General features: G+C 37.8%; 25 protein-coding genes and 6 pseudogenes. 15 read left to right on the top strand and 16 right to left on the bottom strand.

Going from position 1 to position 23,028, the window contains the following annotated elements:
• Nucleotides 1-204: 204 nt before the first annotated feature.
• Nucleotides 205-957 carry an N-acetylmuramoyl-L-alanine amidase CwlH gene (cwlH, locus tag M1D94_RS08495; protein WP_041351697.1) on the bottom strand — a complete coding sequence of 251 codons (753 nt, stop codon included), beginning with the start codon at nucleotides 955-957 and terminating at the stop codon, nucleotides 205-207.
• Between the two features lie 186 nt (nucleotides 958-1,143).
• On the opposite strand from cwlH, the gene M1D94_RS08490 reads away from it, so the two are divergent.
• Nucleotides 1,144-1,770 (top strand): TVP38/TMEM64 family protein, encoded by a 627-nt coding sequence (locus tag M1D94_RS08490; RefSeq protein WP_024572279.1) that lies wholly within the window; start codon nucleotides 1,144-1,146, stop codon nucleotides 1,768-1,770.
• Between the two features lie 18 nt (nucleotides 1,771-1,788).
• On the opposite strand, the gene gnd is transcribed toward M1D94_RS08490, so the two are convergent.
• Entirely contained in the window at nucleotides 1,789-2,682 is an 894-nt protein-coding gene (gnd, locus tag M1D94_RS08485) for a phosphogluconate dehydrogenase (NAD(+)-dependent, decarboxylating) (protein WP_163190054.1), read from the bottom strand.
• A gap of 251 nt (nucleotides 2,683-2,933) precedes the next feature.
• Here gnd and M1D94_RS08480 point away from each other — a divergent pair, with 251 nt between their 5' ends.
• Nucleotides 2,934-3,656: a YqeB family protein gene (locus M1D94_RS08480; protein ID WP_208555861.1), complete on the top strand. Its 723-nt coding sequence runs from the start codon at nucleotides 2,934-2,936 to the stop codon at nucleotides 3,654-3,656.
• A gap of 32 nt (nucleotides 3,657-3,688) precedes the next feature.
• Here the strand turns inward: M1D94_RS08480 and nucB are convergent, their stop codons facing one another.
• Nucleotides 3,689-4,099 (bottom strand): sporulation-specific Dnase NucB, encoded by a 411-nt coding sequence (nucB, locus tag M1D94_RS08475; RefSeq protein WP_009967785.1) that lies wholly within the window; start codon nucleotides 4,097-4,099, stop codon nucleotides 3,689-3,691.
• A gap of 195 nt (nucleotides 4,100-4,294) precedes the next feature.
• Between nucB and sigK the strand changes: the two genes are divergently transcribed.
• Together sigK and M1D94_RS08465 are read left to right on the top strand one after the other, a co-directional pair.
• Entirely contained in the window at nucleotides 4,295-5,023 is a 729-nt protein-coding gene (sigK, locus tag M1D94_RS08470) for an RNA polymerase sporulation sigma factor SigK (RefSeq protein WP_013308023.1), read from the top strand.
• On the top strand, nucleotides 5,023-5,139 hold the full coding sequence (locus M1D94_RS08465) for a hypothetical protein (protein WP_185183705.1): 117 nt from the start codon (nucleotides 5,023-5,025) through the stop codon (nucleotides 5,137-5,139). The genes sigK and M1D94_RS08465 overlap by 1 nt, the downstream gene beginning before the upstream one ends.
• Here the strand turns inward: M1D94_RS08465 and M1D94_RS08460 are convergent.
• From M1D94_RS08460 to M1D94_RS08450, 3 genes and pseudogenes are all read right to left on the bottom strand, one after another.
• Nucleotides 5,105-5,301 (bottom strand): annotated as a pseudogene (locus M1D94_RS08460) (recombinase family protein); the annotation flags it as partial. The gene M1D94_RS08465 and the pseudogene M1D94_RS08460 overlap by 35 nt on opposite strands.
• Nucleotides 5,259-5,423 (bottom strand): annotated as a pseudogene (locus M1D94_RS08455) (hypothetical protein). The pseudogenes M1D94_RS08460 and M1D94_RS08455, both read right to left, overlap by 43 nt.
• A gap of 245 nt (nucleotides 5,424-5,668) precedes the next feature.
• Entirely contained in the window at nucleotides 5,669-6,574 is a 906-nt protein-coding gene (locus M1D94_RS08450; RefSeq protein ID WP_069704085.1) for a LysR family transcriptional regulator, read from the bottom strand.
• Between the two features lie 130 nt (nucleotides 6,575-6,704).
• Here M1D94_RS08450 and M1D94_RS08445 point away from each other — a divergent pair, with 130 nt between their 5' ends.
• Nucleotides 6,705-7,964 carry an amino acid permease gene (locus M1D94_RS08445; protein WP_185183714.1) on the top strand — a complete coding sequence of 420 codons (1,260 nt, stop codon included), beginning with the start codon at nucleotides 6,705-6,707 and terminating at the stop codon, nucleotides 7,962-7,964.
• Between the two features lie 546 nt (nucleotides 7,965-8,510).
• Here M1D94_RS08445 and M1D94_RS08440 read toward each other — a convergent pair.
• Nucleotides 8,511-9,641, bottom strand: a complete 1,131-nt coding sequence (locus M1D94_RS08440) for a response regulator aspartate phosphatase (RefSeq protein ID WP_042976548.1) — start codon at nucleotides 9,639-9,641, stop codon at nucleotides 8,511-8,513.
• 174 nt (nucleotides 9,642-9,815) lie between these two features.
• Here M1D94_RS08440 and M1D94_RS08435 point away from each other — a divergent pair, with 174 nt between their 5' ends.
• From M1D94_RS08435 to M1D94_RS08415, 5 genes are all read left to right on the top strand, one after another.
• Complete coding sequence (locus M1D94_RS08435) at nucleotides 9,816-11,669, top strand: T7SS effector LXG polymorphic toxin (protein WP_413358524.1); 1,854 nt, start codon at nucleotides 9,816-9,818, stop codon at nucleotides 11,667-11,669.
• 11 nt (nucleotides 11,670-11,680) lie between these two features.
• The gene (locus M1D94_RS08430) at nucleotides 11,681-12,133 is read left to right on the top strand and encodes an SMI1/KNR4 family protein (protein WP_185183713.1); all 453 of its coding nucleotides are present in this window, start codon (nucleotides 11,681-11,683) and stop codon (nucleotides 12,131-12,133) included.
• Nucleotides 12,134-12,229: 96 nt separating this feature from the next.
• A complete protein-coding gene (cdiI, locus tag M1D94_RS08425; RefSeq protein ID WP_076458157.1) occupies nucleotides 12,230-12,589 on the top strand; it encodes a ribonuclease toxin immunity protein CdiI in 360 nt (119 codons plus the stop codon).
• A 351-nt stretch (nucleotides 12,590-12,940) separates the two neighbouring features.
• Nucleotides 12,941-13,519 (top strand): suppressor of fused domain protein, encoded by a 579-nt coding sequence (locus M1D94_RS08420; RefSeq protein ID WP_185183712.1) that lies wholly within the window; start codon nucleotides 12,941-12,943, stop codon nucleotides 13,517-13,519.
• Between the two features lie 109 nt (nucleotides 13,520-13,628).
• Complete coding sequence (locus M1D94_RS08415) at nucleotides 13,629-13,919, top strand: contact-dependent growth inhibition system immunity protein (RefSeq protein WP_185183711.1); 291 nt, start codon at nucleotides 13,629-13,631, stop codon at nucleotides 13,917-13,919.
• Between the two features lie 447 nt (nucleotides 13,920-14,366).
• Here the strand turns inward: M1D94_RS08415 and M1D94_RS08410 are convergent, their stop codons facing one another.
• Nucleotides 14,367-15,014 carry a hypothetical protein gene (locus tag M1D94_RS08410; protein WP_185183710.1) on the bottom strand — a complete coding sequence of 216 codons (648 nt, stop codon included), beginning with the start codon at nucleotides 15,012-15,014 and terminating at the stop codon, nucleotides 14,367-14,369.
• Nucleotides 15,015-15,363: 349 nt separating this feature from the next.
• Between M1D94_RS08410 and M1D94_RS08405 the strand changes: the two genes are divergently transcribed.
• A complete protein-coding gene (locus tag M1D94_RS08405; RefSeq protein WP_185183709.1) occupies nucleotides 15,364-16,203 on the top strand; it encodes a hypothetical protein in 840 nt (279 codons plus the stop codon).
• A 54-nt stretch (nucleotides 16,204-16,257) separates the two neighbouring features.
• Here the strand turns inward: M1D94_RS08405 and M1D94_RS08400 are convergent, their stop codons facing one another.
• Nucleotides 16,258-17,232, bottom strand: a complete 975-nt coding sequence (locus M1D94_RS08400) for an N-acetylmuramoyl-L-alanine amidase (protein WP_185183708.1) — start codon at nucleotides 17,230-17,232, stop codon at nucleotides 16,258-16,260.
• A gap of 44 nt (nucleotides 17,233-17,276) precedes the next feature.
• A pseudogene (locus tag M1D94_RS08395) lies at nucleotides 17,277-17,513 on the bottom strand (phage holin family protein); the annotation flags it as partial.
• Here M1D94_RS08395 and M1D94_RS08390 point away from each other — a divergent pair.
• On the top strand, nucleotides 17,467-17,829 hold the full coding sequence (locus tag M1D94_RS08390) for a hypothetical protein (RefSeq protein WP_185183706.1): 363 nt from the start codon (nucleotides 17,467-17,469) through the stop codon (nucleotides 17,827-17,829). The pseudogene M1D94_RS08395 and the gene M1D94_RS08390 overlap by 47 nt on opposite strands.
• Nucleotides 17,830-17,874: 45 nt before the next feature.
• Here M1D94_RS08390 and M1D94_RS08385 read toward each other — a convergent pair whose 3' ends face one another.
• Entirely contained in the window at nucleotides 17,875-18,363 is a 489-nt protein-coding gene (locus tag M1D94_RS08385) for a GNAT family N-acetyltransferase (protein WP_185183884.1), read from the bottom strand.
• Nucleotides 18,364-18,533: 170 nt separating this feature from the next.
• On the opposite strand from M1D94_RS08385, the gene M1D94_RS08380 reads away from it, so the two are divergent.
• The 3 genes and pseudogenes from M1D94_RS08380 (at nucleotide 18,534) to M1D94_RS08370 (ending at nucleotide 19,566) form a co-directional block, all read left to right on the top strand.
• Nucleotides 18,534-19,052 (top strand): ImmA/IrrE family metallo-endopeptidase, encoded by a 519-nt coding sequence (locus M1D94_RS08380; RefSeq protein WP_015714342.1) that lies wholly within the window; start codon nucleotides 18,534-18,536, stop codon nucleotides 19,050-19,052.
• Nucleotides 19,052-19,450, top strand: a pseudogene (locus M1D94_RS08375) (sigma-70 family RNA polymerase sigma factor); the annotation flags it as partial. The gene M1D94_RS08380 and the pseudogene M1D94_RS08375, both read left to right, overlap by 1 nt.
• Nucleotides 19,450-19,566, top strand: coding sequence for a hypothetical protein (locus M1D94_RS08370; protein WP_041850087.1), 117 nt, complete (start codon nucleotides 19,450-19,452; stop codon nucleotides 19,564-19,566). The pseudogene M1D94_RS08375 and the gene M1D94_RS08370, both read left to right, overlap by 1 nt.
• Here M1D94_RS08370 and M1D94_RS08365 read toward each other — a convergent pair.
• The 5 genes and pseudogenes from M1D94_RS08365 to yrkP all read right to left on the bottom strand — a co-directional run.
• Nucleotides 19,532-19,729: pseudogene (locus M1D94_RS08365) on the bottom strand (recombinase family protein); the annotation flags it as partial. The gene M1D94_RS08370 and the pseudogene M1D94_RS08365 sit on opposite strands and share 35 nt — an antisense overlap.
• A pseudogene (locus M1D94_RS08360) lies at nucleotides 19,687-19,865 on the bottom strand (hypothetical protein). The pseudogenes M1D94_RS08360 and M1D94_RS08365, both read right to left, overlap by 43 nt.
• A gap of 544 nt (nucleotides 19,866-20,409) precedes the next feature.
• Nucleotides 20,410-20,826, bottom strand: a complete 417-nt coding sequence (psiE, locus tag M1D94_RS08355) for a phosphate-starvation-inducible protein PsiE (protein ID WP_003246154.1) — start codon at nucleotides 20,824-20,826, stop codon at nucleotides 20,410-20,412.
• A gap of 45 nt (nucleotides 20,827-20,871) precedes the next feature.
• The gene (yrkQ, locus tag M1D94_RS08350; protein WP_019712554.1) at nucleotides 20,872-22,170 is read right to left on the bottom strand and encodes a two-component system sensor histidine kinase YrkQ; all 1,299 of its coding nucleotides are present in this window, start codon (nucleotides 22,168-22,170) and stop codon (nucleotides 20,872-20,874) included.
• The gene (yrkP, locus tag M1D94_RS08345) at nucleotides 22,157-22,852 is read right to left on the bottom strand and encodes a two-component response regulator YrkP (RefSeq protein WP_021480140.1); all 696 of its coding nucleotides are present in this window, start codon (nucleotides 22,850-22,852) and stop codon (nucleotides 22,157-22,159) included. Before yrkP ends, yrkQ begins: the two co-directional genes overlap by 14 nt.
• Between the last annotated feature and the right edge of the window lie 176 nt (nucleotides 22,853-23,028).

Below are 23,028 nucleotides of genomic sequence, written 5' to 3'. Positions count from 1 at the left end.
TTCGTTCAATGAAGAGTTTTTCGCTATCACTGTTTTTTCCTATAGTTAACGTATCCCCCTCAGTGAATATCATTCTGCTTTCATTGCGGCGCAGCTGATGATTTTTTAAAATTCCCTTCTTTCCAATCTGAAAAACACACAAACCAAAGAAAAGAAAATAACCTGAATCCGCACTGGAAACAGGTTATCCGTTAAATCCTGCATTTACTTTAACTTCGATTTAAGCTTGGCCTTTGTTTTTGGCCCATAAATCCCGTCTGCAGTTAATCCGTTCATGAGCTGAAAACGCTTGACGGCATTCGCTGTTTTCGGTCCGTAAACTCCATCTATGCCATTGTTTTTGGCTCCCTTATCAGGGTAAAAGTGAAGTGCAGCTAAAGCCTTTTGCAGCTGGAGAATGTTTGTGCCCTTTCGATAAGGCGAAGTGAGCTTTATAACCCCAGACGGCAGAGGATATGATGGTAAAGGTTCTTTTGGAGGTGTATCCGAGGAAGAAATTCCGTTTATAAAAGAGTTCCAGTGGTTCAAGAGTTTCCGCGGACATTCTTTCCCAGACCATTTTTTGTGGGGAACAACACGATTTAACGGAATATTGTTTTCCTTCATCAGCTTTCTGATCAGCCACTGGGCATTTGATGTTGCTTTTTCAAAATCGCCATCAGCATTTTCGCAGATTTCAATCCCGATCGATTTGCGGTTTCCTGTCCCGTTTGTACCGTCTCCCGCATGCCAGCCGTTTTCATCTATCGGGAGATGCTGATAAATGACTGAATCGTCAACTGTAAAATGCCAGCTTTCGGATGTGCTCGGGTTTTTTACAAAATTGGCGTGCATTTTCGCATCAGCGCCTTTTGCTGTATTCGCTGTATTATGCACCGTAATATAAGCAGGCGTCATCGCATAGCCAGGACGATTATCATTTGATACCGGTATAAAATCCTTTTTTATGGTTACCATTTCTATCCCTCCCTATTATTAAGAATGCAGAAAACAGAGAGATGGACAGCCTTTTTTATGAGGTAAAAAAGAATTGTGTTCTCAACCTGGTTTTCAGTTGAACCGCTGAAATGGCACCAGTTATACTAATTTAGATGACGGAGGTTTTGGCTCCTGACATCACCTAAGTTGGGAGTGACCATAGACATGTTAAAAAAAGTAATAGGTATACTTGTGATTATTGCTATCATTGCAGTCGGTTTTTTTCAGAAAGAAGCTTGGCTTGATGCAATCAAAGCAGGAGGGATGTTTTCCGTTTTATTTAGTATGCTGCTGATTGCTGCCGATGTTTTTTTCCCAATAGTGCCGTTTGCTTTGATTGCTGCTTTAAATGGCGCAGTGTTCGGGACTGCAAATGGAATTTGGATTACACTGACCGGCTCAATGCTTGGTACAATATTGCTGTTTTTTCTCGCCAGGTACAGTTTTAGAGATTGGGCCAGAAAAAAAGTTCAGGCCTATCCTGCCATACAAAGCTACGAGGCTTCCTTCAACAAAAACGCTTTTACCGCTGTTTTATTAGGAAGGCTGATACCTGTCATACCTTCACTTGTAATGAACGTGATCTGCGGGCTGAGCCAGGTTCGCTGGCATGTTTTTTTCTTTGCGTCTTTAATAGGGAAAATCCCCAATATTGTTGTTGTCACTATTGCAGGTGCCAATTTCACCAGCAATAAATTATTGTCTATCAGCATTTACGGTACATATATTCTGATCATCATGCTGGTCATTTATAAAAAGTTCCCTCACCTTCTAAAGGTGCCAAAAAAATAAGGAGGCTTGTTGGCCCCCTTACTTTTTTTCTGTCGCATGGCCTCCAAATTCATTTCGAAGCGCAGCGACAACCTTTCCTGTAAACGTATCGTCCGTTAAAGAACGGTATCTCATCATCAGTGACATGGCAATGACCGGCGTTGCCGTCTGCAGATCAAGCGCGGTTTCCACCGTCCATTTTCCTTCACCTGAGGAATGCATAATGCCCTTGATCTGATCCAGTTTCGCATCCTTAGAGAAAGCTCGCTCAGTCAGTCCCATAAGCCAAGAGCGAATGACAGAACCATGATTCCACACTCTGGCAACCTTCTCGTAGTCAAAATCAAATTGGCTGTTTTCAAGCACTTCAAATCCTTCACCAATCGCGGCCATCATTCCATACTCAATTCCATTATGGATCATTTTTAAAAAATGTCCGCTTCCCGCTCCACCAGCGTATAGATAACCATTTTCGACGGCAGTATCACGAAAAAGCGGTTCCACAATCTCCCATGCTTCATGATCGCCCCCCACCATAAAACAGGCTCCATGCCGTGCGCCTTCCATTCCGCCCGACGTTCCGGCATCGAGATAATGGATACCCGCTTCTTTCATTTGATTGTAGCGGCGAATTGATTCTTTATAATGAGAGTTTCCAGCTTCGATAATCATATCGCCTTTACTTAATAAAGGTGATACATCACGCAAAACAGCATCGACAATGCCATGCGGTACCATAACCCATAGGATACGCGGCGGGTCTAATAAAGAAATTAACTCTTTAAGATTCGTTGTCCCATCAGCCCCGTATGCTTTCAGTTCATCAACAGCCGCTTGATTTACATCATATCCAACCGCTTGATGATTGCGGTCAATGAATTGCTTTCCTATGTTTATGCCCATTTTCCCTAAGCCGATTAATCCGATTTTCATAACTGTTCCTCCTGATTGTCTAAAAAGCCTTTACTCTTTATGTTCCCTTTGGATTGTATTGTGATACGCAGAAAACAAATGGGGCTTACATCGTCTACGCATGTAAATTTTATTTTTCATGACAGACTGTGCCTGCCAGTTCTATTACTGAATCTCTTTGTATCCATAATTATCACTTTATCCTTGATTTACCATCAGTTTAAGTTAAAATATGGGAAGGATTTCGATTTTTTCAGTAAAAAGAAGGTGACATGTTGCAGAATCAATCTCATACTCTTATTGGAGTTACGAAAACCGCTGTATTCTTTTTATACGCTGCACTTGCAATCATCGGTTTTGCAATCGGGTATTTTATCCCGCAGATTGCGAAATGGGCATTATCCCTCCCGTGGATCCCTCTTGAAGGACCGCTTCGGCTCATTACCTCTTTTCAGGGATCTACAGCTGCATTTATCACTGCTCTTCTCGGTATGTGTGCGGGGATTTGGTTCGCTCATTCTGTTATTGCAATGCTGCTGTCTGTCAAAATTACAGATCACACAGTGGAATTCATCAAAGGAAAAAAAGTGCAAACAATTCATTCCGATGACATCGCTCTTGTATTTATGGATCACAAACGGCTTGTCCTCCTGGGAACAGCCGGATATGAATTGGTACGGGAAGAAATTGATGAAAAAACAGTAAACGTTGAGAAGGCCTTTAGACAGCATCATTACGAATGGGCAACAGATGGTGATCCGTTTAAAGATCAATTTCGCCGATGGATTCCTGATGCACCAGACCTATCGCAAGGCGCCCATGCCTTATTAAAAGCTCGTCACAAAGCGCTGCAGGACGAAGAAAAAGACGATATTGAAGAATTCCGTCTCGAACTGGCACAGCTGGGCATCGTTGTACGGGACGACGGCACACGCCAATATTGGCGAAAAGCAGAAACCTATCCCCCGAAAATTCAGTACGGCGAAGGATTGTAACAACAGAGGCTCAAGAAAGAGCCTCTTCTTTATTACTGCACAATAAACAGCACTCTGGTGCCGTCAGGATAGCTGCTCATTTGATTCCCTACCCACGAGCCGGCGCCGCGATTATCAGAAGGCGTCACATATCGGACATCAGCCCCTGCGCCGCCTTCCTCGCAGACAGCCATCGGCCACTCATCCCGGTCATAGCCCGGCTTCGTCGGGATTCCCTTTAAAGATTCCTCCCGCCTTTTGTCTGCTCCATCTCTATCAATGGTACAAATATCTGGATGTCCCTCTGCAATCGCATCTCTAATATGACTGCCGGTTTCCGGATAACGAGACAGCGGAAAATATAACACTTTGTCATACGAAGATGCGCCTTGGATCTGTTGCGGAACCATTAAACAAAGAAGAACTGCTGCAGCAAGAAACAGGCCTGCCATCCATTTTTTCATTCCCATCCCCCCATATCTTTGTTCACTTCAATGTATGGGCGCTTGATAAAGATTATTTTTAACATTTGAAGTTAGTATGCTGCTTACAAAAGCCGGACTCCCCCGCGAGAAATTTCCCGGTACAGACACAGACAGCCTCCCGGTCACATACATTTACATATAGGCTTTTGCCTACATACTTTTGTGGAGGTGACGATGGTGACAGGTGTTTTCGCAGCGCTCGGCTTTGTTGTTAAAGAGCTTGTCTTTTTAGTATCTTACGTGAAAAACAATGCCTTTCCACAACCGCTCTCAAGCAGCGAGGAAAAAAAATACTTAGAGCTCATGGCTAAAGGGGATGAACATGCCAGAAACATGCTGATTGAGCATAATCTTCGCTTGGTCGCCCATATTGTGAAAAAGTTCGAAAATACAGGTGAGGATGCAGAGGACTTAATCTCCATCGGAACGATCGGGCTTATTAAAGGAATTGAAAGCTATTCCGCTGGAAAAGGGACAAAGCTGGCGACGTATGCTGCGAGGTGTATTGAAAATGAAATCCTCATGCATTTGCGCGCATTGAAAAAAACAAAAAAAGACGTCTCCCTTCACGATCCGATCGGGCAGGATAAGGAAGGGAATGAAATAAGCCTGATTGACGTTTTGAAATCAGAAAACGAAGACGTGATAGATACGATCCAGCTCAATATGGAGCTTGAAAAAGTGAAACAATACATTGACATTTTAGATGACCGTGAGAAGGAAGTGATTGTCGGGCGGTTTGGACTTGATTTGAAGAAGGAAAAAACGCAGCGAGAGATTGCCAAAGAACTCGGTATCTCACGCAGCTATGTATCGCGGATTGAAAAACGGGCGCTGATGAAGATGTTTCATGAGTTTTATCGGGCAGAGAAGGAAAAGCGGAAGAAGGCGAAGGGGAAATAATGCAGAAGAAGCCGGATCTCATATTCCGGCTTTCTCTATTTGAAAGAGTTATAAAAATCATTTTTTTCATCGCTGATAAGCTCTCCGAGAAAGACAGGCAGGATCGTAACAAATAACTTGACTTATAAGTCCCTTGCTTGCATCCTCCCTCAGGCATTCAAAGCCGGACGTTCTAAAAGCTCTCCAGATAATCCTTCATCGGCATACTTCAAACAATCTTTAGTCCCTGCTTTCTTTATACAGGCCTCGATCTGGCTGTCGATGCTCGATCCCTTGATCGCTTGTTCCTCGGTATATTGCTATCACCCTAGATCTCCTTCCTATAAAGTTTTATTAAATAATGATAGCAATCGTTCATGCATTTGTCAGCTTGCGGTCCCTCGATGATTATCACCTTCATTAAAATACATCACCCCTTGGGTAATGCAATGTAAAGGTGGTTTGTCCTAATGAAATCATTTTCAATGAGTATGAAAACAAATAAAAAACCGATGGTGGATCATCGATTTCAACCCCACTAGACCCTCAATAAAGCAGAACCGCACTTTCTGTTACAAAACCTTTATATATCAACGTTTGTTGATTTAGATTATAGGTGCTTACAATTATTTGTTCTGGCGTAAGAATGAAGTAAGATTTTAAAGATCATTGACTATAAAGTCTGGTTTTTCCCCATAATTCCGCATGTTTTTTTACTATATTCATAAATTCAACCATCGCTGTGGAAAGCCATCTTTTTTTATGATATGCCATCTGCGTTATAATACGTGTTTCATCCATAATTAATCCACTTAATTTGTTTTCTTTTAACTCTTTTTGTACAGTGATCAACGGTAATAGTGAAATTCCTAAACCGCACAAAACGCACTGCTTTATAGCCTCAACACTCCAGAATTCAAAGGTATTCTCCGAAACCAGTCCTTGGTGTTTCATATACTCTTCAAAATAAGTACGGTAGCTGCACCCATGTTCTGTATATAAAATCACTTCATCAGATGAAAAATAAAAATCATCAAATGAAATATTTTTTAACTGATGCTGTTCAGGGAATATCAATATCATTGGCTCAGTTATCAGTTTTTCTATATATAAATCAGATTCCTCTTGTTCATACTCCAACAGAAACGCTAAATCCACCTTCCCATTTCGGAGATCATCTTTTAATTCCCAGCACGTCGATGATTTTAAAGTTACTTTCACTTTAGGAAAAAGCTTTTTGAATTCGTGAATAATTTGTGGTAAACGGTAAACCGTTAAAGATTCCGGGGCACCAATAACGAGATTCCCCATAGGTTCATCGCTTAATTGTATTTGTTTTACTTTTTCAGAAATCCTGATCATTTCGTTAGCGTAAGGAAACAAACGTTCTCCCACTTCAGTTAACAGCATTTTCTTCCCAAAACGATTAAATAACGGTTTTCCTATTTCTTGCTCTATATCTTTAATATGTGAAGTTATGGTTGATTGGGCATAACCCAAATATTCAGCTGCTTTTGTAAATCCTCCCTTTTCCACTATTGTTATAAATGTTTTTAAATGCCGTATTTCCATCATTTCTCCCCCTTTAAACATTACTAATTCCGATGGAAAAGATCATATATATCTATTTTACTGATGAAAGGAAACAAATTACAATTGAAATATGAACGTAAAACACGTTTAAGAAGGGATGGAATGAAAAGTGAAAGAAAGAAAACTTGGTCCCGTACTTTTAAGCGGATTAATTGTCGGACCTATTTTGGGATCTGGGATCATTTTGCTACCACCAATCATTTTTGGAAAGTCTGGGGATTATGCTGTTTTCGCATGGTTTATTATGATGATCATTAGTTTTCTATTTGCTTCATTGTTTGGAAAGTTAAGTGTTGAATTCCCAAATGAATCTGGTGTTGCACATACAGTTGAGCTTGCATTTGGACAGCATATAAAACAATTAACTTCTATATTTTTTATTATTGCTGGAAGTATGGGACCAGTTGCTGTTCTCATGACAGCCAGTCAATACCTCAAGGCTTTATTCATAAATAATGATTGGCCCTTAGAGATATTTGGAATCATTCTTATGATGATTTGTTTATTCATTCTATTATCGAATATCTCTTCTGTGGGAAAAGTGTCATTTATATTTTCCACAGCCGCCACAGTAGTATTGTTAAGTGGAGGGATTAGTTCAATTCTCCATATGAAAGATAAGGCTTTTATTAAAACTCCATTTCATCTTGATGACTTTGGTTACAGTATTCTTTTGCTTTTTTGGGCTCTAGTAGGTTGGGAAATTATAGGTAATTATAGTTTAGATGTCAAAAACAGAAATAGAACGATTCCCCAAGCAATAGTAATAAGCTCAGCTGTCATTACAACGGTTTGTATTGTTGTAGCTGCTGCTTATCAATGGATTGACTTACACCACACACATACTCACTTAAAATTAACGATTATTTTGATTCCAATGCTCGGAACGTTTGCTTCCCCGACAATGGCTTTTATCACAACAATATTATGTATGAGCACATATCTATTAGTTACTGGTGGAGTATCACGTCTAATAGCTTCGGAGACTAAAAAAATAACCTTGATTTCTTACCGCTCCAAAACCAATATACCGATTGGATCTATTGGTTTATTAACAATAGTTCATGCCATTGTTTTTATTCTTTTATTTTTACATCTCATTAATGTTGAACAAATAGTTGGAATCGCTAACGCTTTCTTTATTAGTAATGCGATTTGTGGTGTTTTGTCTGCATATAAATTATTGCCTGGAAAGTTTTCAAAGAGTTTATCAATAATACTTATTATCTGTTTTTTGATTATCCTATCTTTCTCATCCTTATGGACTTTATTAATGATTGCCCTGATAACTACCTTCTATCTGATTCGACACTTTATTTGGGTACGTCAATTAAAAAAATCCGCTAAAAATTCTCAGGGCAAATTGTGATTTTAATAAGTCTGCATTTCTTACTCATACTTGGATGTATAAACAGAGACAAGAGATTGTACAGTTCCTTTAGGATATAGTTGTTTCTGTTACAACTATTACTTACTGACAACTTCCATTCATTGACGCTATTTTATATTCATTTTGGCCGAAAATGCGCACTATTTTCAATCCGTCCAAATAAAAAAAGGAAGATTCCTCTCTTCCTTTAGTCTCTAACTTGACCTCCTGCAATTTTGAAACCACCAGTTGAAGCACTGTCTGCATCAACAAAGTGAATTTTAATAAACTAATCTTTTAATACTGCTTAATTCACCATTGAGAGATTTTCCATCAGAACCAAAAAGTTATTGCGGTCTCACCGAAAATATAATTTACGGTGCCCTACTACCTTAATAAAAAACCCTCAATTAAGAGGGTTTAATCAGTTTTCATGTTTGATTTCGGTCAGAAAGTTGATGATACGCAATACCTTGCTCAACAGTAAAAGTAGTAACGAGACCTAAACTTAAAGTTACTGCAGTAAGAATAATGATTACGCCCTTTTTAAAATTCATACAGGCATTCTCCCCTCTGAATTTGTTTTTGCGTTTCAAGCATTTTTTGATGATAAACATATGATGTTTCAAATTCCTTTGATTTTGCAAAAACTTCAGCCGTATCAATTGCGATATCTTCCACATACGCATAATTCTTATTTCTTTCTAAGTAATCAATCGTTTTTTTGATTCCCGCTTGATCTACTGCATTAATATAAAGTGCTTCCAAATACTTTTGCAAGGACACAAAAAGTTTATCACCTTGGGATATTGCAGCGGATAAACCCTTTTTACTCATTTTTATTGCTTCACTTGTTTTCCCTTGCTTAAAAAGAAATTTAGCGTATGTAAACAGTGAATGTGGTAAATTGCTCAACTTAGCACTTTCTGATACCTTGGCAGCCTCATTTAAGAAATGATCTGCTTTATCATTTATTCCTAAATCTGCGTAATTCTTTCCGAGATTGTAGTAAGCCGAGCTAAGCAGCCTTTCATTGCGCTCTAATTGTTTGGACAACTCTAAGGCTTTTTCAAGGTGCGGCAAGCTTTTCTCGAAATGTTTAAAATCAACGTAATTTCCAGATATCACGAAATGACATTGTATTTTTCGCACTTTATAAAGTTCATATTGATTATAAATGTCCATCGCTTGTTTAACATGGTGCATCGAGATATGATTTTGCTTCATAATATAGTAAGCTTCAGCCAACTTAAAATGAAATTCCGCCTTCTCAATATCATCATTAACATGAGTAAGGTGTTTTTCTGCTTCTCGATAAAAACCAATTGCTTTGACATATTCCCTCTTATCAAACTCATACATTCCACGAAAAAACAGAGAGTAGTAAGACAACAGACCAGTTATCCCCTTATTGGATGCTTCTATTTTTTCAAGCAGTTCATCAATAGTTGGCCTGATTCTTGTTGTAACTGGTTCCAAATAATCTAACATAAGCTGATGACGGAATTTCATTAGAGAGAAGTAAATAAGTAAATACTCATCTTCCTCCATCTGATTGATCTCTTGTTCCACCTCAGCCTTTAAAATCTCTGCATCCGGGACACTAAATTGACGTATCATTTTATACCATTCATTGATCTTTACGCCAACTTCTGATGATGATAAAACCGGATTCACAGGACCCCTCCTTTTATGTCTTTTTATGTAATATTCTAACATTTCCAAAAAGTGTTCGGACCGCAAAAAAACCGCAAACTTTTTATTCGCTATCTTTGATACGATCAATCAAGTTAATTTTAGGTTCGTTTCTTCTTTCTCCCATGGTATATGATTAAATGAAAGGGTATGATTATGAAAGTCTTTGAAGCTAAAACACTTATGTCTGAAGCTACAGACCGCGCCAAAGAATATAAAGAACTAAGGACGCAAATGGTCAACTTGAGAAAAGCTTTACAAAGCGTTGCTGAACTTGACGACAGCGAATTCTCAGGTAAAGGCGCTAATAACATTAAAGCATTCTATCACGATCATGTTGGTGTAACTGATCAATGGATCGACTACATTGACATGAAGATCGCGTTTTTTAATAGCATTGCCGGGGCTGTCGAGGACAAAGGTCTCTCTGATGCTTATATTGAAGAATCTTTTTTAGAACATGAACTGGCTAACGCCCATAAAAAATCAAAGTCCATCATGTCTGAACAGAAAAAAGCCATGAAAGATATTCTAAACGATATCGACGACATCCTCCCGCTCGACTTGTTTTCAACAGAAACCTTCAAGGATGAGCTTGCAGATGCCAATGATAAACGCAAAAAAACAATTGAAAAACTAGGTGACCTTGACGAAGATTTACTGACAGAATATGCTATGTCAGAGCCAAATGAACAATTCATCAAGTCAGACTTCCAAAAGCTCCAAGAAGCAACGGGCAAAGGCAAAAACGCTACGCCCATCCACTACAACGCCAAGGCATACCGTGAAAGCGACATACATAAGAAAAAAGGCGATATTGAAAAGCGAACGGAAGCTTATTTGAAGATTAAGAAAGAGGAAGCGAAGGAACGCGAGATAAAAGATTTAAAGAAAAAGCTTGCGAATGGTGTCTCAGATCCGGATGAGTATTTAGAAATTGCGAAGAAGATCGGGTATGAGAACCTTGAACCTGCACAGTTACAGTATGTGGTGCAGCTAGAACAAGCAAAACAGCTGAAGTCCGTCGGTGAAAGTGTAATCAATGCAGGTAAAACGGCATTGGATATCATCGATGGGGTTAATGATGGGCTTAACGATGCGATTGATGATACGATATATGGCATCAAGGACTTGGTTGTAGGCGCATGGGAATTTTCACAGCTCCCTATGGAACTAAAACTTGCAAAAACAATTACAACAGTCTTAAGTGTCCCCTCCTACCCTAAAATAATTTGGACAAACATCGTCGATTCATGGAATGATAAAATGATAAATGGCGATGCATATACAAGAGCACATTATATCAGTTATGCGGTCGGTAATATCGTTGGTCCAAAAGGTGCAGGTGCTGCAGTGCAAACCACTACTAAGCTCTCAAAAGTGGGTAAAGTGGTTGAAGGTGGAACAGCCGCTTCTCATGTGAATAAAGGAATTACAAAAGGAAACAACCTTATTAATCCCTTTTTTAAAAACAGATATGAACCTGCACTTGTAGGAATTGCACAAGATATTGAGAATACTCATAATGTAAAGAATACGTCTATATTAAAAAAAGCAATACAATCCAAACATGATCAATTTATTAAAGCTGCACCATACACGTACGAAAACAGTGCGGGTAAAACAACGACTATTAACTTAAGAATGGGTCACTTGAAAAATGATGTCCACCCAGTAACAAAAGTTCCCTATGATAAAGATGGATTTCCAATATTCGAATCAAAGCATACACTCACACTTGATAAAGCCGATTTTAAAAAAAGTAGAGACCAGCATTTTGACAAATTAAATAAACAATTATATAAGCAGATTGAAGAAGACCCATCATTGATTAAAAAGCTTGATTTGAACGAAGATGATTTACTTGATCTTCAAGATGGAATAACACCAGAGAAATACACATGGCACCACCATCAAACTCCTGGAAAAATGGAGCTGGTGGACCGAGTAATTCACGCTAAAACAGGTCACACTGGCGGATATAAAATTTGGGGGAAAGATGAGAAATAGGAGGTTAAACAATGCAAAGTATTAAATGGAGAAAACGAAGCACCTTTCAAGAGGCGACAAACAGTCAGATCAAAGAGGTAGAAGAGAAATTAAAAATCAAGTTCCCGACAGATTACAAAGAATTCATTAAAGACCATAATGGATGTTCCCCTATAGATAAAAAGGTTGTTTTATTCCAAGATTCTCGAGAATCAATCAACAATTTACTGAGTATAGGAGATCCTACTCGGCCAATTGATCTCCTTAGTACCATTGATAATGTTAAAGACCGGTTAGTTGATAAGATCATACCTTTTGCTACAGATGCAGGGGGAAACCTCTTTTGTTTTGATTACAGAATGTCTGCTCAAGAACCCGTAATTGTTTTTTGGGATCATGAGATAGCTTATGAAGATAAGGAAAGTTCCATTAGCTATGTTTGTGATTCATTTACAGAGTTGATTAATAAACTATACGAGGGATAAACGGATAAAGCCTTTCCCCTTCTTTTTGAGAAGAGAGTATTAAAAGGTGGAAAGCCCTTCTCGTTATGAGAGGCTTTAATTCGGTGGAAAAATGAAATGGATAATAAAAATAAAGAATTAATTAATTATTTCTTTAAGGTTATTGGTGATGAACGATTTATACGAATTTTAGAGAATTTCTCCAACGGAGAAGGTTATGGTATAGAGAATGTCTGGTGTGTATTTGCTGATGACTACGAAGAGTGGGAAGAAGATTACTTTGGAGATGAGGGTATAGCTTTTTATTTCGATTACCCAGCAGTCGAGGAAGATGAAGAAGTCATATTAGATTACGAAAATTTCTATAAATATTTAAATGAAATTGTTGGTCAATATGTAGAACGACACCCAGACAATAAATTAGAAGTAGAAAAATATATGGAAACCATTAAAGAGAAATATAATATTAAGCTATAAGGAAAAGCTGAATATTTCTATGTTGTACATTGTTATGTTATTTTGAAGCCCCATGAAATTTCTAAGGGGCTTTGTTCTATTTCAAGAAGGCTCCGCTTCAGCAAATGGTAAGGGCTATAACTGGACATGATATGTTCGGGAATAAAGTCTTCAAAGAAAGGCAAGAACAGATCCTCAGTCGCGCAAAATGTTGGTTCCTTTTGGAGTTCGCAGAATTAACAAAAAGCTTAACTCCAGGTCAGGTTTTCAAGTTAACGAATCCTATACTAACAACAAAAATCCAGAGCTTTTTCAACCTGAATTACCTATGTCCTAAAGGGTTATAATTTGGTGATTAGGAGAGATTGTCTAATGGGCGTTACACAAGAAAATAAAGTAATTGCTAGAACAGTTTTAGGAGCTTTTGGAGGTAAACCGATAGTAACGAAATATTGGGATGATAATGAGATAAGCAGCATTGATATTTTATCAGTTAGTGACCAGCCTCAAGAAGGTATCACGTCGTACTCAACTCTAGGCTTGTCGGACCATTCTATTAATTATGAGGTGAATGGCACCCCGTTACGGATAGAAATCGTAGCTGCAATGGAGTCAGTTTCAGACATATATGCTAATGTTTTATCAACTTGCGCCTTTAATATAATCAACTCAAATTTCTCTTGTGCACCAGGTGTTATTTTTAAAGATGTGATTAGTATGTATGATCAGGAAACCGATATGAAACATGTTATGTTCGTTCCCCAATTTCTCTGGGAGGAAGATTTAGAACTACTTGAATTTAGCAACAAAAGTGTTACTTGGCTAATGGCTATACCTATATCAGAAGGAGAATTGCAAATAGCTGAACAATACAGTCCAGACCATTTACAAGATCTTTTGGAATCAAAGCAGATTGATATCTTTGATATAAAGAGAGAATCTGTTGCTTAAATAACATTCATTCAAAATCGATGTTTTATTTAATAAAGAAGAGTACTATACAAGTCCCTCTTAATGGGGGCTTATTCCAACCAACCATATAAAAAAGAGAGGAAGTACCATGGATGAAAGTTATGATTTCTTAGACGAATTAGAAAATTTTTTAGGCGGAACATTTCATCAAGATATCCAATCGCCTGAACACGCATTAGACGAATTTATTGAGGAAATTAGTAAAGAAGGTTTGCTATTTACAGTAAAGTATTGCGAAGAGTTTCTAAATAGCAATCTAACTAAAGAAGAAAAGGAAGACATTATAAAGTGTAATGCAGAAATATATTTCCCGACAATTGGATTAACACCAATAGAATGGTTGAAAAGTGTAATAGAACAACTAAAAGAAGCTATTTAAAAGAAACACTGAAAGGCCCCCATTTTATGAGAGGGCCTTTTTAATTCAAAGATGCTTCAGGTTTCGCTATCACTTTGAGGTCCATAAAGCCGTCAGATGAGAAGTCAAAGAACAAAACATGTAAAATGGATTTAAATGAAATTAAACATATCCGCTGTGTACAATAATTCATACATACTTTAATAAATAATTTGTGTATTACAGTTAATTTGTTACAAATAAAGACCCTCTTCAATATAAGAAGAGGGTTGTTTTTTCTAATTTTTGTGTACTTTTTTTCTTTCTATTACAAAAGATACAATGATAAGAACCAGAGCAACTGTTATATAAGGAGTATCATTATTTATATTTAATGTAAAAGATACAATGATGTAGAGTACTAATAACCCCACTAGGATGTAATTAATAATTTTATGCATTTTGATCACCCTGAATCTTTATTCTTTTTTAAATCATAGGAGTACAAGTCCACATGCTTCCAACGTTTATGATATAGAAGCCTTTGTCATTCCAGTCACAAAGACCTGTACCAGCAGCCAACATCGCTAACCCAGAAGCCACTAATACTGGAAGACCCAATTCAGAGGCAAGTAGAGCTACTCCAGCACCTCCTGCAATTAACTTTTGCGCTTTTGATGCTTTAGAGTGTGAAATAAACCAAACTCCCTGTTGTGATACGTCACCATTCTTTTCCGGAAAATTAATATCCGATAGATTTTCACCTAAAGTATATTGTCCAGATTCAATTCCAGCATTTAGATTTTCCAATACAGCGTTAAATTCATTGTATGCTTTTTCACTTACATTTGCTTCTTTTGCATTTTTATAATAGTTTTCCGCTAAACCTTGATCATTAACGATTGCTTTTTCCTCTAAATCTGAATTAGCTATTTCCAACGCTAAATCTAAGTCAACGTTTTTGTCACTAATATGTGCGGGTGTCCCATATTTTTCTTTCACCTGTTCCTCAGTTAATGGTTGACTACACCCATTTGAAATATTGGGCTCTACAGTTTTCGCGGATGCGAAGGACGGGAATGTAAGACTAGAAACAAGTGCAACAGACATTACAGAACTAAAGATTTTTAATTTCATAATATTTCCTCCTCCTTGGTAAAACCCTAACAAACTTAAAAATATAAAAAAACCCCTAACCCATTATTTAGTTAATAAATACTAAGCTTATTTTATTTTTGTTAGTTAATTTGTCATTTTGGTATTTGTTTAGGAGGAGGGAATGACCATTTTATTTTTTTGAGGAAGGATTTTCGTTTCAGATATAGATTGGTGCTTTAGAAATGACAACTGAAAATGAACATTACATAAAAGAATATAAAAAGCTTATGCATTGATTAATCATACCGTAAAGATTTCTTCAAAGCCTTATATGGTAAAATGTTGTATGTGATAAATTCATTTTTTGAAACGAGGAGGAGATTAACTATTGATTGAGCTTACAAATACAGCTTTAAGTATTATTGCATCATTATTAACCATTATAACAATAATTATAGGGTTTGCCGCTACCAAAGAAACCCCTACTAAAATAATTCAAAGAGGCAATAACAACTCAGTACATGTTGGAAAAAAGAAAATCAATATAAACATTTTCATGCCTACCCAAAACCAAATAGATAAAGTCGCTAACGCAAAAAGGGAGCCCGACTCAGATAACCATTTTATGATTGTTCTTTTTTATATAGCTATCATCATCTTTGGTGCATTTTATATTAGCTACTATTACTGGTTTGTTGCAATTCTGTTGGTTGTCTTTATAATCCGATTTATTAAGTATATTCGTTTTTCTATTGCCATAAAGCTTACACCAAACTTATATGACAAAAGTAAATTCTACATCAATTTTATTCAGCAAATAATTTTATGTTGCATTCTTCTAAGTCTGCTGTTTTTTTCGGTACCACAGGAATTACAGATAGTTGCTAATCATATAAAAGTAAATTTTGAAGGAGGTACCTCTTTTAAAGTTTGGTTATTAGACTTATTTAAATACACATTCAGTATATGGAATACTACTACTTTTTATTTTTTCATTTTTAGAAGCGTAGGGATGATGGTTCTTACTCTTTTTGTATTCTATACAACAGGCAAGAATGCATTACCAATTTATATTCAACACCAGTCTTTCAATAGAAGAAAAATATTGGTTAATGAACTTGCTTCTTATATTTTTATTATTATTATATTTTTCTCACTCTACCCATGGGTATTCATAGACCTAAAAAACAGCTTAGAACCTTTGTGGAATGAATGGGCACGCAAATAAAAAATACACATTCTTTAATGTTCATTAAAAGGCCCTTTAACAGAGGGCCTTCCTTTATTTCAATAATGCTTCTAATTTAGCTTTCGTATCAGGTCCATAAATACCGTCTTGAGTAAGCCCGTACACTGACTGGAACCGTTTGACTGCGTTTGCTGTTTTCGGACCATACACGCCATCAATGCCGTTATTCTTCGCCCCCTTATCTGGATAGAAATAAAGAGCAGCCAGAGCTTTTTGAACTTGTCTGACATTCGTTCCTTTCGTCATCGGACTTGTCACTTTAATAACTCCGGAAGGAAGCGGGTATGATGTCTTTTTGCCGCTTGTTTTAGTGCTGCTGGATGAATCGGATTCTTTTAGTTTCAACTTTTGGCCAACTGTGATTTTATTTGGATCTTTAATGTTATTCCATTTCTGAAGGTTTGCCACACTTACTCCCTCAGCCTTTGCAATTCCGGAAAGCGTATCTCCTTTTTTCACTGTATATGTTGTTCCGGATCCTGAAGAACCGCCTGAAGACGCTGAGCTTTTGCCTCCGATTTTTCTTAATTCATCAGCAATAGCGGCTTTTACTTCATCCCATCTACCCTCTGACAAAATACGGTGAGGACAGTATTTGCCATTCCAGTCTTGATGTTTGCGAACTCGATCAACACCCCATCCTCGTTCTTTAAGTAGCTGCGCCACAAACTTAATAGCGAGCTTTTCTGCTTCCTTATATCGTGCACCTCCAGACTTGCTATAACAAATTTCGACACCAATCGACTTACGATTCCCTGTACCGTTTGTTCCATCTCCTGTATGCCAAGCGTTACGATTTGTTGGAATTCCTTGAATGACTTGTTTATCGTCTACTGCAAAGTGAAAACTCGTTGAGCTAGAGTTACTCTTCATGTAAGAAATCTCATTGGCTGCTGAAGCATCATTCGCAGTGTTATGAATAGTGATATACTCAGCTTTCATTGGGTTAGGACATTTCAATCCATACTTTGATTTGGAGACTAGATTCTTTACAACTTTAATGGCCATATATCCTCTCTCCTTCTGTCTGTGTAATAAAAAAAGCCACCGGCTCAGCCAGCATCTTTGTTTGCGTTATTCTTACTCTGTTCTTTTTCGTTCTCAATTGTTTGTAATCGATCTGTTATCGTTGAAGGGATTTTAACACCGATCTGTGCTAGGTTTTCAGTTATTGACAAGCCTTCATTATCGATATAAAAAAGAACGGTATGAAGTGGCCTGATTACATAAGGAGCGTTTATTGTGAAGAGAACCATTGAGTTTGTTTTAAGTATAGTAGGGAGCCTATTGGGTGTTGTAGCATCTATTCTAGCTCTAGGTATCGCCTATTTAGATTTATTTTTTCATTTGATCAGATACTTTGATATGACAAGCGACCTTCTTGTTGGAGCATGGGGGTCTTTGATCTTTTCATGTATTGGGTTTACCGCTTCAATTGTTGTCTTATTCAAACCAAAGTTGAGCAGTGTTCTACTTTTTGTCTCAGGGATTGGAGGACTTATATGTATTGATTGGTTCTTCTTAATACCAGCAATACTTATGATCATTCCTGGAATCATGGTGTTCATTAGAAAAGATAAAATAAATTCAAGAAGAGCCTTCTAAGGGACTCTTCTTTTTATAATTTTATGAGGCTTCAATTGACTTCGTTTATATTTGCCTTTTATACCTTAAAGAGATATATCCATCTGCATTCTCCTCATATTGTAACGTGAAACCTTTTGCTTCATAAAAAGGTATCCCTTTTTGATTTCCTTTCTGTACAGAAATCCATTGTTCAGTAGCATGAAATTCTTTTTGCTGTTTGGTTATCGCATCGAGCAATAGACTGCCAATTCCCTCATTCCTCCTGTCGGGACTTAAATATAAAACATATATTTCTCCGGATGTATCACTAATCATTCCACCCGCTCCTGCTCCAATAACTGTGTCATTTTCCAAAGCAACAAAATAACCGCCCCATCCTTTGGTTGAACTCGACACTTCTTTTAATATTCTATCTGGATTATAAAACTCTCTTATAATTGATTCTAAGTAATCTTTTGGATAGATATCTCGATATGTTGCCCAATTGGCATCCGAGCAAACTTTTGAAATCCCTTGCACATGAGTGAAATTCGCCTTGCAAATATGTATCATCATAAGCCCTCCTTACAAGTATTAAATACAATCTCGTTCATAAACATTCCTTTTTCCTTGTAAAGTCAATTCCGTTTAGATGCATTTTCCTATGAAAAAAATCTTAGTTTCCCCTATAATATTTAACGAATCCAATTTTTAGATTGTCGTCTTTAAGGAGGTTTTTCATCTTGAGGTATACAAACAGTCATTTAGAGGATTGGATTGAAAACTTATACAAGAAGATTGATATTACAGAGCCTGAACAAATTAATTTTGAAAGGATTGCCGAGGCTTTAGATATCAGGCTTTCATTTAAACCTGTTACAAGCTTCGCACTTAAACACAGCGGAATTTATAATATATGCTTGGATAGCCGAAAGAGCCGAACTGAACAATGGTATGATTTCGCTCATGAATTTTGCCATATATATAGACATGAAGGTGATAAAAAAACAATGCCTGCAACTTGGACAGATTATTTAGAGTGGCAGTCCAATTATTTTACATACCACTTTTGCATTCCAACTTTCATGTTACGTAATATTAATCTTTCGTACATACAATCACATGCAATTGAAAATATAGCTTGGTTATTTAAGGTATCCCCTTCGTTTGCGAAGAAACGTTTGAGCATTTATTACAGGAAGCTGACTCAACCTTTATTTAATCAAACTGTTACGGGAAATCTGTGCACCCCCCTTTTGTAATTAATAATGAAATCCTCATGCATTTGCGCGCATTGAAAAAAACAAAAAAAGACGTCTCCCTTCACGATCCGATCGGGCAGGATAAGGAAGGGAATGAAATAAGCCTGATTGACGTTTTGAAATCAGAAAACGAAGACGTGATAGATACGATCCAGCTCAATATGGAGCTTGAAAAAGTGAAACAATACATTGACATTTTAGATGACCGTGAGAAGGAAGTGATTGTCGGTCGGTTTGGACTTGATTTGAAGAAGGAAAAAACGCAGCGAGAGATTGCCAAAGAACTGGGTATCTCACGCAGCTATGTATCGCGGATTGAAAAGCGGGCGTTGATGAAGATGTTTCATGAGTTTTATCGGGCAGAGAAGGAAAAGCGGAAGAAGGCGAAGGGGAAATAATGCAGAAGAGGCCGGATCTCATATTCCGGCTTTCTCTATTTGAAAGAGTTATGAAAATCATTTTTTTCATAGCTGATAAGCTCTCCGAGAAAGACGGTCAGGATCATAACAAATAACTTGACTTATAAGTCCTTTGCTTGCGTCCTCCCTCAAGCGATTCAAAGTCGGACGTTCTAAAAGCTCCCCAGAAAATCCTTCATCATCATACTTCAGCACATCCTTAGTCCCTGCTTTCTTTATAGAGGCCTCGATCTGGCTGTCGCTGCTCGATCCCTTGATCGCTTGTTCCTCGGTCGATACCCTTACATATATTGCTATGACCCTGGATCTCCTTCCTATAAAGTTTTATTAAATAATGATAGCAATCGTTCATGCATTTGTCAGCTTGCGGTCCCTCGATGATTATCACCTTCATAAAATGCATCACCTCTTGGGTAATGCTATGTAATACCTGTTTGTCCTAATGAGGTGATTTTCAATGAGTATGAAAACAAATAAAAAAACCGATGGTTTGAACCATCGATCTGTTTTCTATATCACTGGGCCCTCAATATAGTAAATCTAGCTCATTGGTTATGAAAGCTTATTTTCATTACACACTCTATATTCATTTGTTATCATTTCTATACGTTTATATCAATTATGGTAAAAAATGGTGACAAAAAAACCAATAAACGTCCATCCTAACTTTTTCATCTTATTTATTAAGAATTTTAACCTCTTCCTTGTAAAATAAAGAGCGATTTTCATCTCCAGACAGTTAATGCTATTTCATCGGGACATGTCTGTTAAAGTAGCCAATAAATACATTCAGATATCCACTTACAACCACGATTCAATTTGATCCACTACAGATTTCTGAGCTGACATTAAACAGATAGACTTATAAAAATCTGTACCAGTTCCCTTTCACAATTAGGACATTTCGGCGGCGTATCGGCATAATGCGAACTAATTTATTAATGTTCAACAACAGAATTTCGTCTATTGGCAATAAAGAATCCACAAATCATTGCAAGAATGGCCATCGCCCACCAGAACGTTGAGATCGCCTGATCATGATCGATGATAATCAAACGAATGACAGCTGTGATGCCAATATAAATGAAGTAGCGAAGCGGAAAATGAAAGTCTGATTTGAAGTATTTGATAATCAAAGCAATGAACTCAAAGTACATGAAGAAGATAAGCAGTTCTCCAAGCATCTCATAATAGCTGTCCACTTTGTTGAACAGTGACTTGTATACGAATAGCACAATGTACCAAGTCTCGCTGATCAGAAGTGCGCTTAAGGCTAACGCCAGAAAGAACAGACAGACGTTGAGAAGCGCTTGTAACAGGTAAGGCACCTTTTTGAATTTGTTAGAAAATCTCATCATGTTGTCTCCTATTTCAATATATTCGTGGTTTTTTATCTCAGCCTACATCTTGGTGTTCCAAAATCGTAGCACAATGTAGTACTTAGAATTCTTTTGTATACTGTGAAACTGTCCCTGCATGCGGGACATCATTCGCGCAATGCTTCTTTCACCGAGTCCGTTGCTTTCCGGTGTTATATCTGCAAGTTTAATCGTATTGCTAACATGGATCTCAAATATCTCTTGATCCGATACAAACGTGATGCTGATTTTTTCTTCCGGATCTGCGTATTTCAATAAGTTTGACATCACATTATCAAATACACGACCAAGCTCCTCCAAATTCACGTTAATATAGGTTTCCGGCAGCTCGCCTGAAATATGGACCCGAAAATGCTCCTGATGAAGGATAGCAATCTGATCTGATATTAGATCGTAGATCACTTCTTTCACTGCAACGGTCTCCAGATCGGCCTCATATTCCTTGTCCAGCAGGAAATACGCAAACAGATTGTCAGACAAGCTTTTTAATTGCAGTGCTTTACCATAAGCATTGGCTACATACCGATCTTTGCTGGCACCCGCTTCGCCTCCCTCTTTTTTGGCAAACTCCAGATTCATGATCAGCGACGTCAGCGGTGTGCGCATATCGTGCGACATTTCGGTAACCAGGCTGCGGCTCTCAGCTTGCAATTCCTCGATAGCTTTAAGTTTATCCAGGAAAGCTTTCCGCAGATCCTCAATGCTCTTTGCAATCATCGCTAATTCATCATGCCCTTTTATCGTCATCTCGTAGTCCAGTTCGCCCCCTTCAAGAATATGAATCTCTTGATGAATCGTTTTAAGGTAGCGAAGACTTTGGCGAATTCCGAAGAGAACAATGATTAAAAAGATGAGGGTTGCCCCGAGCAAATCCAATGCAAAGGCCAGATCATAATATCGGGAAGAGTAGAAACCGTCGATAATGACTCGTCCTTCACCATCGCTAAACTTGACAGGATGTGAATGATTTTGAGCGTACTGAGTCAGCTTTTCCTTTCCATAATCCGATTCGGAATAAATAGAATCATATTGCAGCTCCTGATCCTTGAATATGGTGAGGTTAATGTAATTTTCTTTTTTGACCCACTCGCCAAACGCTTTTCTATCTGATGTAGACAACTCATTTTCTGAAACGTACTTGCTGAATTTTTGAATGTATCTTGCTGACTCCTCGTGATAATACTCTTCCGAACTCAGATATCCCTCGATCAGATCATCTGTGATCTTTTGCAACGTCAGAAAGATCACACCACTCACAATCGCAGCAACCATTATCAGCAAAGCCAGTTTTTTGGTTAGCGTAAATTTAAGATGCGCCAAATCGATATCCTCTTCCCCATTCAGTTTTTATATAAACCGGACGTGCCGGATCATCCTCAATTTTGGAGCGCAGCTTCCGTATATGCACCATCACCGTATTGTTGGAACAGTAAAAGTAAGGCTGTCCCCACACACTCTCATATATATTTTGGGCAGAAAATATTTTGTTGCGTTTGCTCATCAGAAGTTTCAGGATACGATACTCCAGATCTGACAACTTGATTTGCTTCTCCTCTTTCCACACCTCATTAAATTCTTCGCTCACTCTTAGTTTGCCCCCGATAAGAAATGTTTCTTCCTGTTCCTTCTTTTCCTGATAGATAGTATATCTGCGTAATTGAGCAATCACTCTAGCGTGAAGTTCCTCTTCCGAGAATGGTTTAGTCATATAATCATCGCCGCCGGCGAGTAATCCCTCAGTTTTATCGAGTGTACTCGATCTGGCCGTCAGAAACAGAATCGGGACGTTAGAGGATTTCCTGATGTGCTGACATGTTTCAATTCCCGAAATGCCTGGCATCATAATATCCAAAATAACCAAATCAAGCGAGTCATTCACAAGTTGCAATGCTCGCTTTCCATCCTTGGCTCTTAGCACCTCGTAACCTGCACGTGTAAGGGATTCCTCCAAAAGATCACCAATATCCTCATCATCCTCTACGACTAATATTCGATAGGCCATGTCTCTCTCACCTCATGATTCTTGTTGTTATTTCTCGTGTGTCCTTACTATATATCGTTCATAGTAATAAGTACGTTATAAGATACTACGTAAATCTTAACAATTTATGAAAGCTGATGCTCGCCACAAATTTGTCACATTTTCTAAAAAAAATGATGACTCTTCATAAATTGTTA

This window comes from Bacillus sp. JZ109 (genome assembly GCF_053903135.1).
This window is presented reverse-complemented; position numbering and strand designations above follow the sequence as displayed.

Coding starts and splice junctions, on each gene's coding strand:
- M1D94_RS08415 (WP_185183711.1), top strand. CDS start 13,629: ATGGATGAAAGTTATGATTTCTTAGACGAATTAGAAAATTTTTTAGGC.
- M1D94_RS08385 (WP_185183884.1), bottom strand. CDS start 18,363: ATGATACATATTTGCAAGGCGAATTTCACTCATGTGCAAGGGATTTCA.
- nucB (WP_009967785.1), bottom strand. CDS start 4,099: ATGAAAAAATGGATGGCAGGCCTGTTTCTTGCTGCAGCAGTTCTTCTT.
- sigK (WP_013308023.1), top strand. CDS start 4,295: ATGGTGACAGGTGTTTTCGCAGCGCTCGGCTTTGTTGTTAAAGAGCTT.
- M1D94_RS08450 (WP_069704085.1), bottom strand. CDS start 6,574: ATGGAAATACGGCATTTAAAAACATTTATAACAATAGTGGAAAAGGGA.
- M1D94_RS08400 (WP_185183708.1), bottom strand. CDS start 17,232: ATGGCCATTAAAGTTGTAAAGAATCTAGTCTCCAAATCAAAGTATGGA.
- M1D94_RS08480 (WP_208555861.1), top strand. CDS start 2,934: ATGTTGCAGAATCAATCTCATACTCTTATTGGAGTTACGAAAACCGCT.
- cdiI (WP_076458157.1), top strand. CDS start 12,230: ATGGATAATAAAAATAAAGAATTAATTAATTATTTCTTTAAGGTTATT.
- M1D94_RS08410 (WP_185183710.1), bottom strand. CDS start 15,014: ATGAAATTAAAAATCTTTAGTTCTGTAATGTCTGTTGCACTTGTTTCT.
- M1D94_RS08490 (WP_024572279.1), top strand. CDS start 1,144: ATGTTAAAAAAAGTAATAGGTATACTTGTGATTATTGCTATCATTGCA.
- M1D94_RS08370 (WP_041850087.1), top strand. CDS start 19,450: ATGCAGAAGAGGCCGGATCTCATATTCCGGCTTTCTCTATTTGAAAGA.
- cwlH (WP_041351697.1), bottom strand. CDS start 957: ATGGTAACCATAAAAAAGGATTTTATACCGGTATCAAATGATAATCGT.
- M1D94_RS08420 (WP_185183712.1), top strand. CDS start 12,941: ATGGGCGTTACACAAGAAAATAAAGTAATTGCTAGAACAGTTTTAGGA.
- M1D94_RS08430 (WP_185183713.1), top strand. CDS start 11,681: ATGCAAAGTATTAAATGGAGAAAACGAAGCACCTTTCAAGAGGCGACA.
- yrkP (WP_021480140.1), bottom strand. CDS start 22,852: ATGGCCTATCGAATATTAGTCGTAGAGGATGATGAGGATATTGGTGAT.
- M1D94_RS08435 (WP_413358524.1), top strand. CDS start 9,816: ATGAAAGTCTTTGAAGCTAAAACACTTATGTCTGAAGCTACAGACCGC.
- psiE (WP_003246154.1), bottom strand. CDS start 20,826: ATGAGATTTTCTAACAAATTCAAAAAGGTGCCTTACCTGTTACAAGCG.
- M1D94_RS08465 (WP_185183705.1), top strand. CDS start 5,023: ATGCAGAAGAAGCCGGATCTCATATTCCGGCTTTCTCTATTTGAAAGA.
- gnd (WP_163190054.1), bottom strand. CDS start 2,682: ATGAAAATCGGATTAATCGGCTTAGGGAAAATGGGCATAAACATAGGA.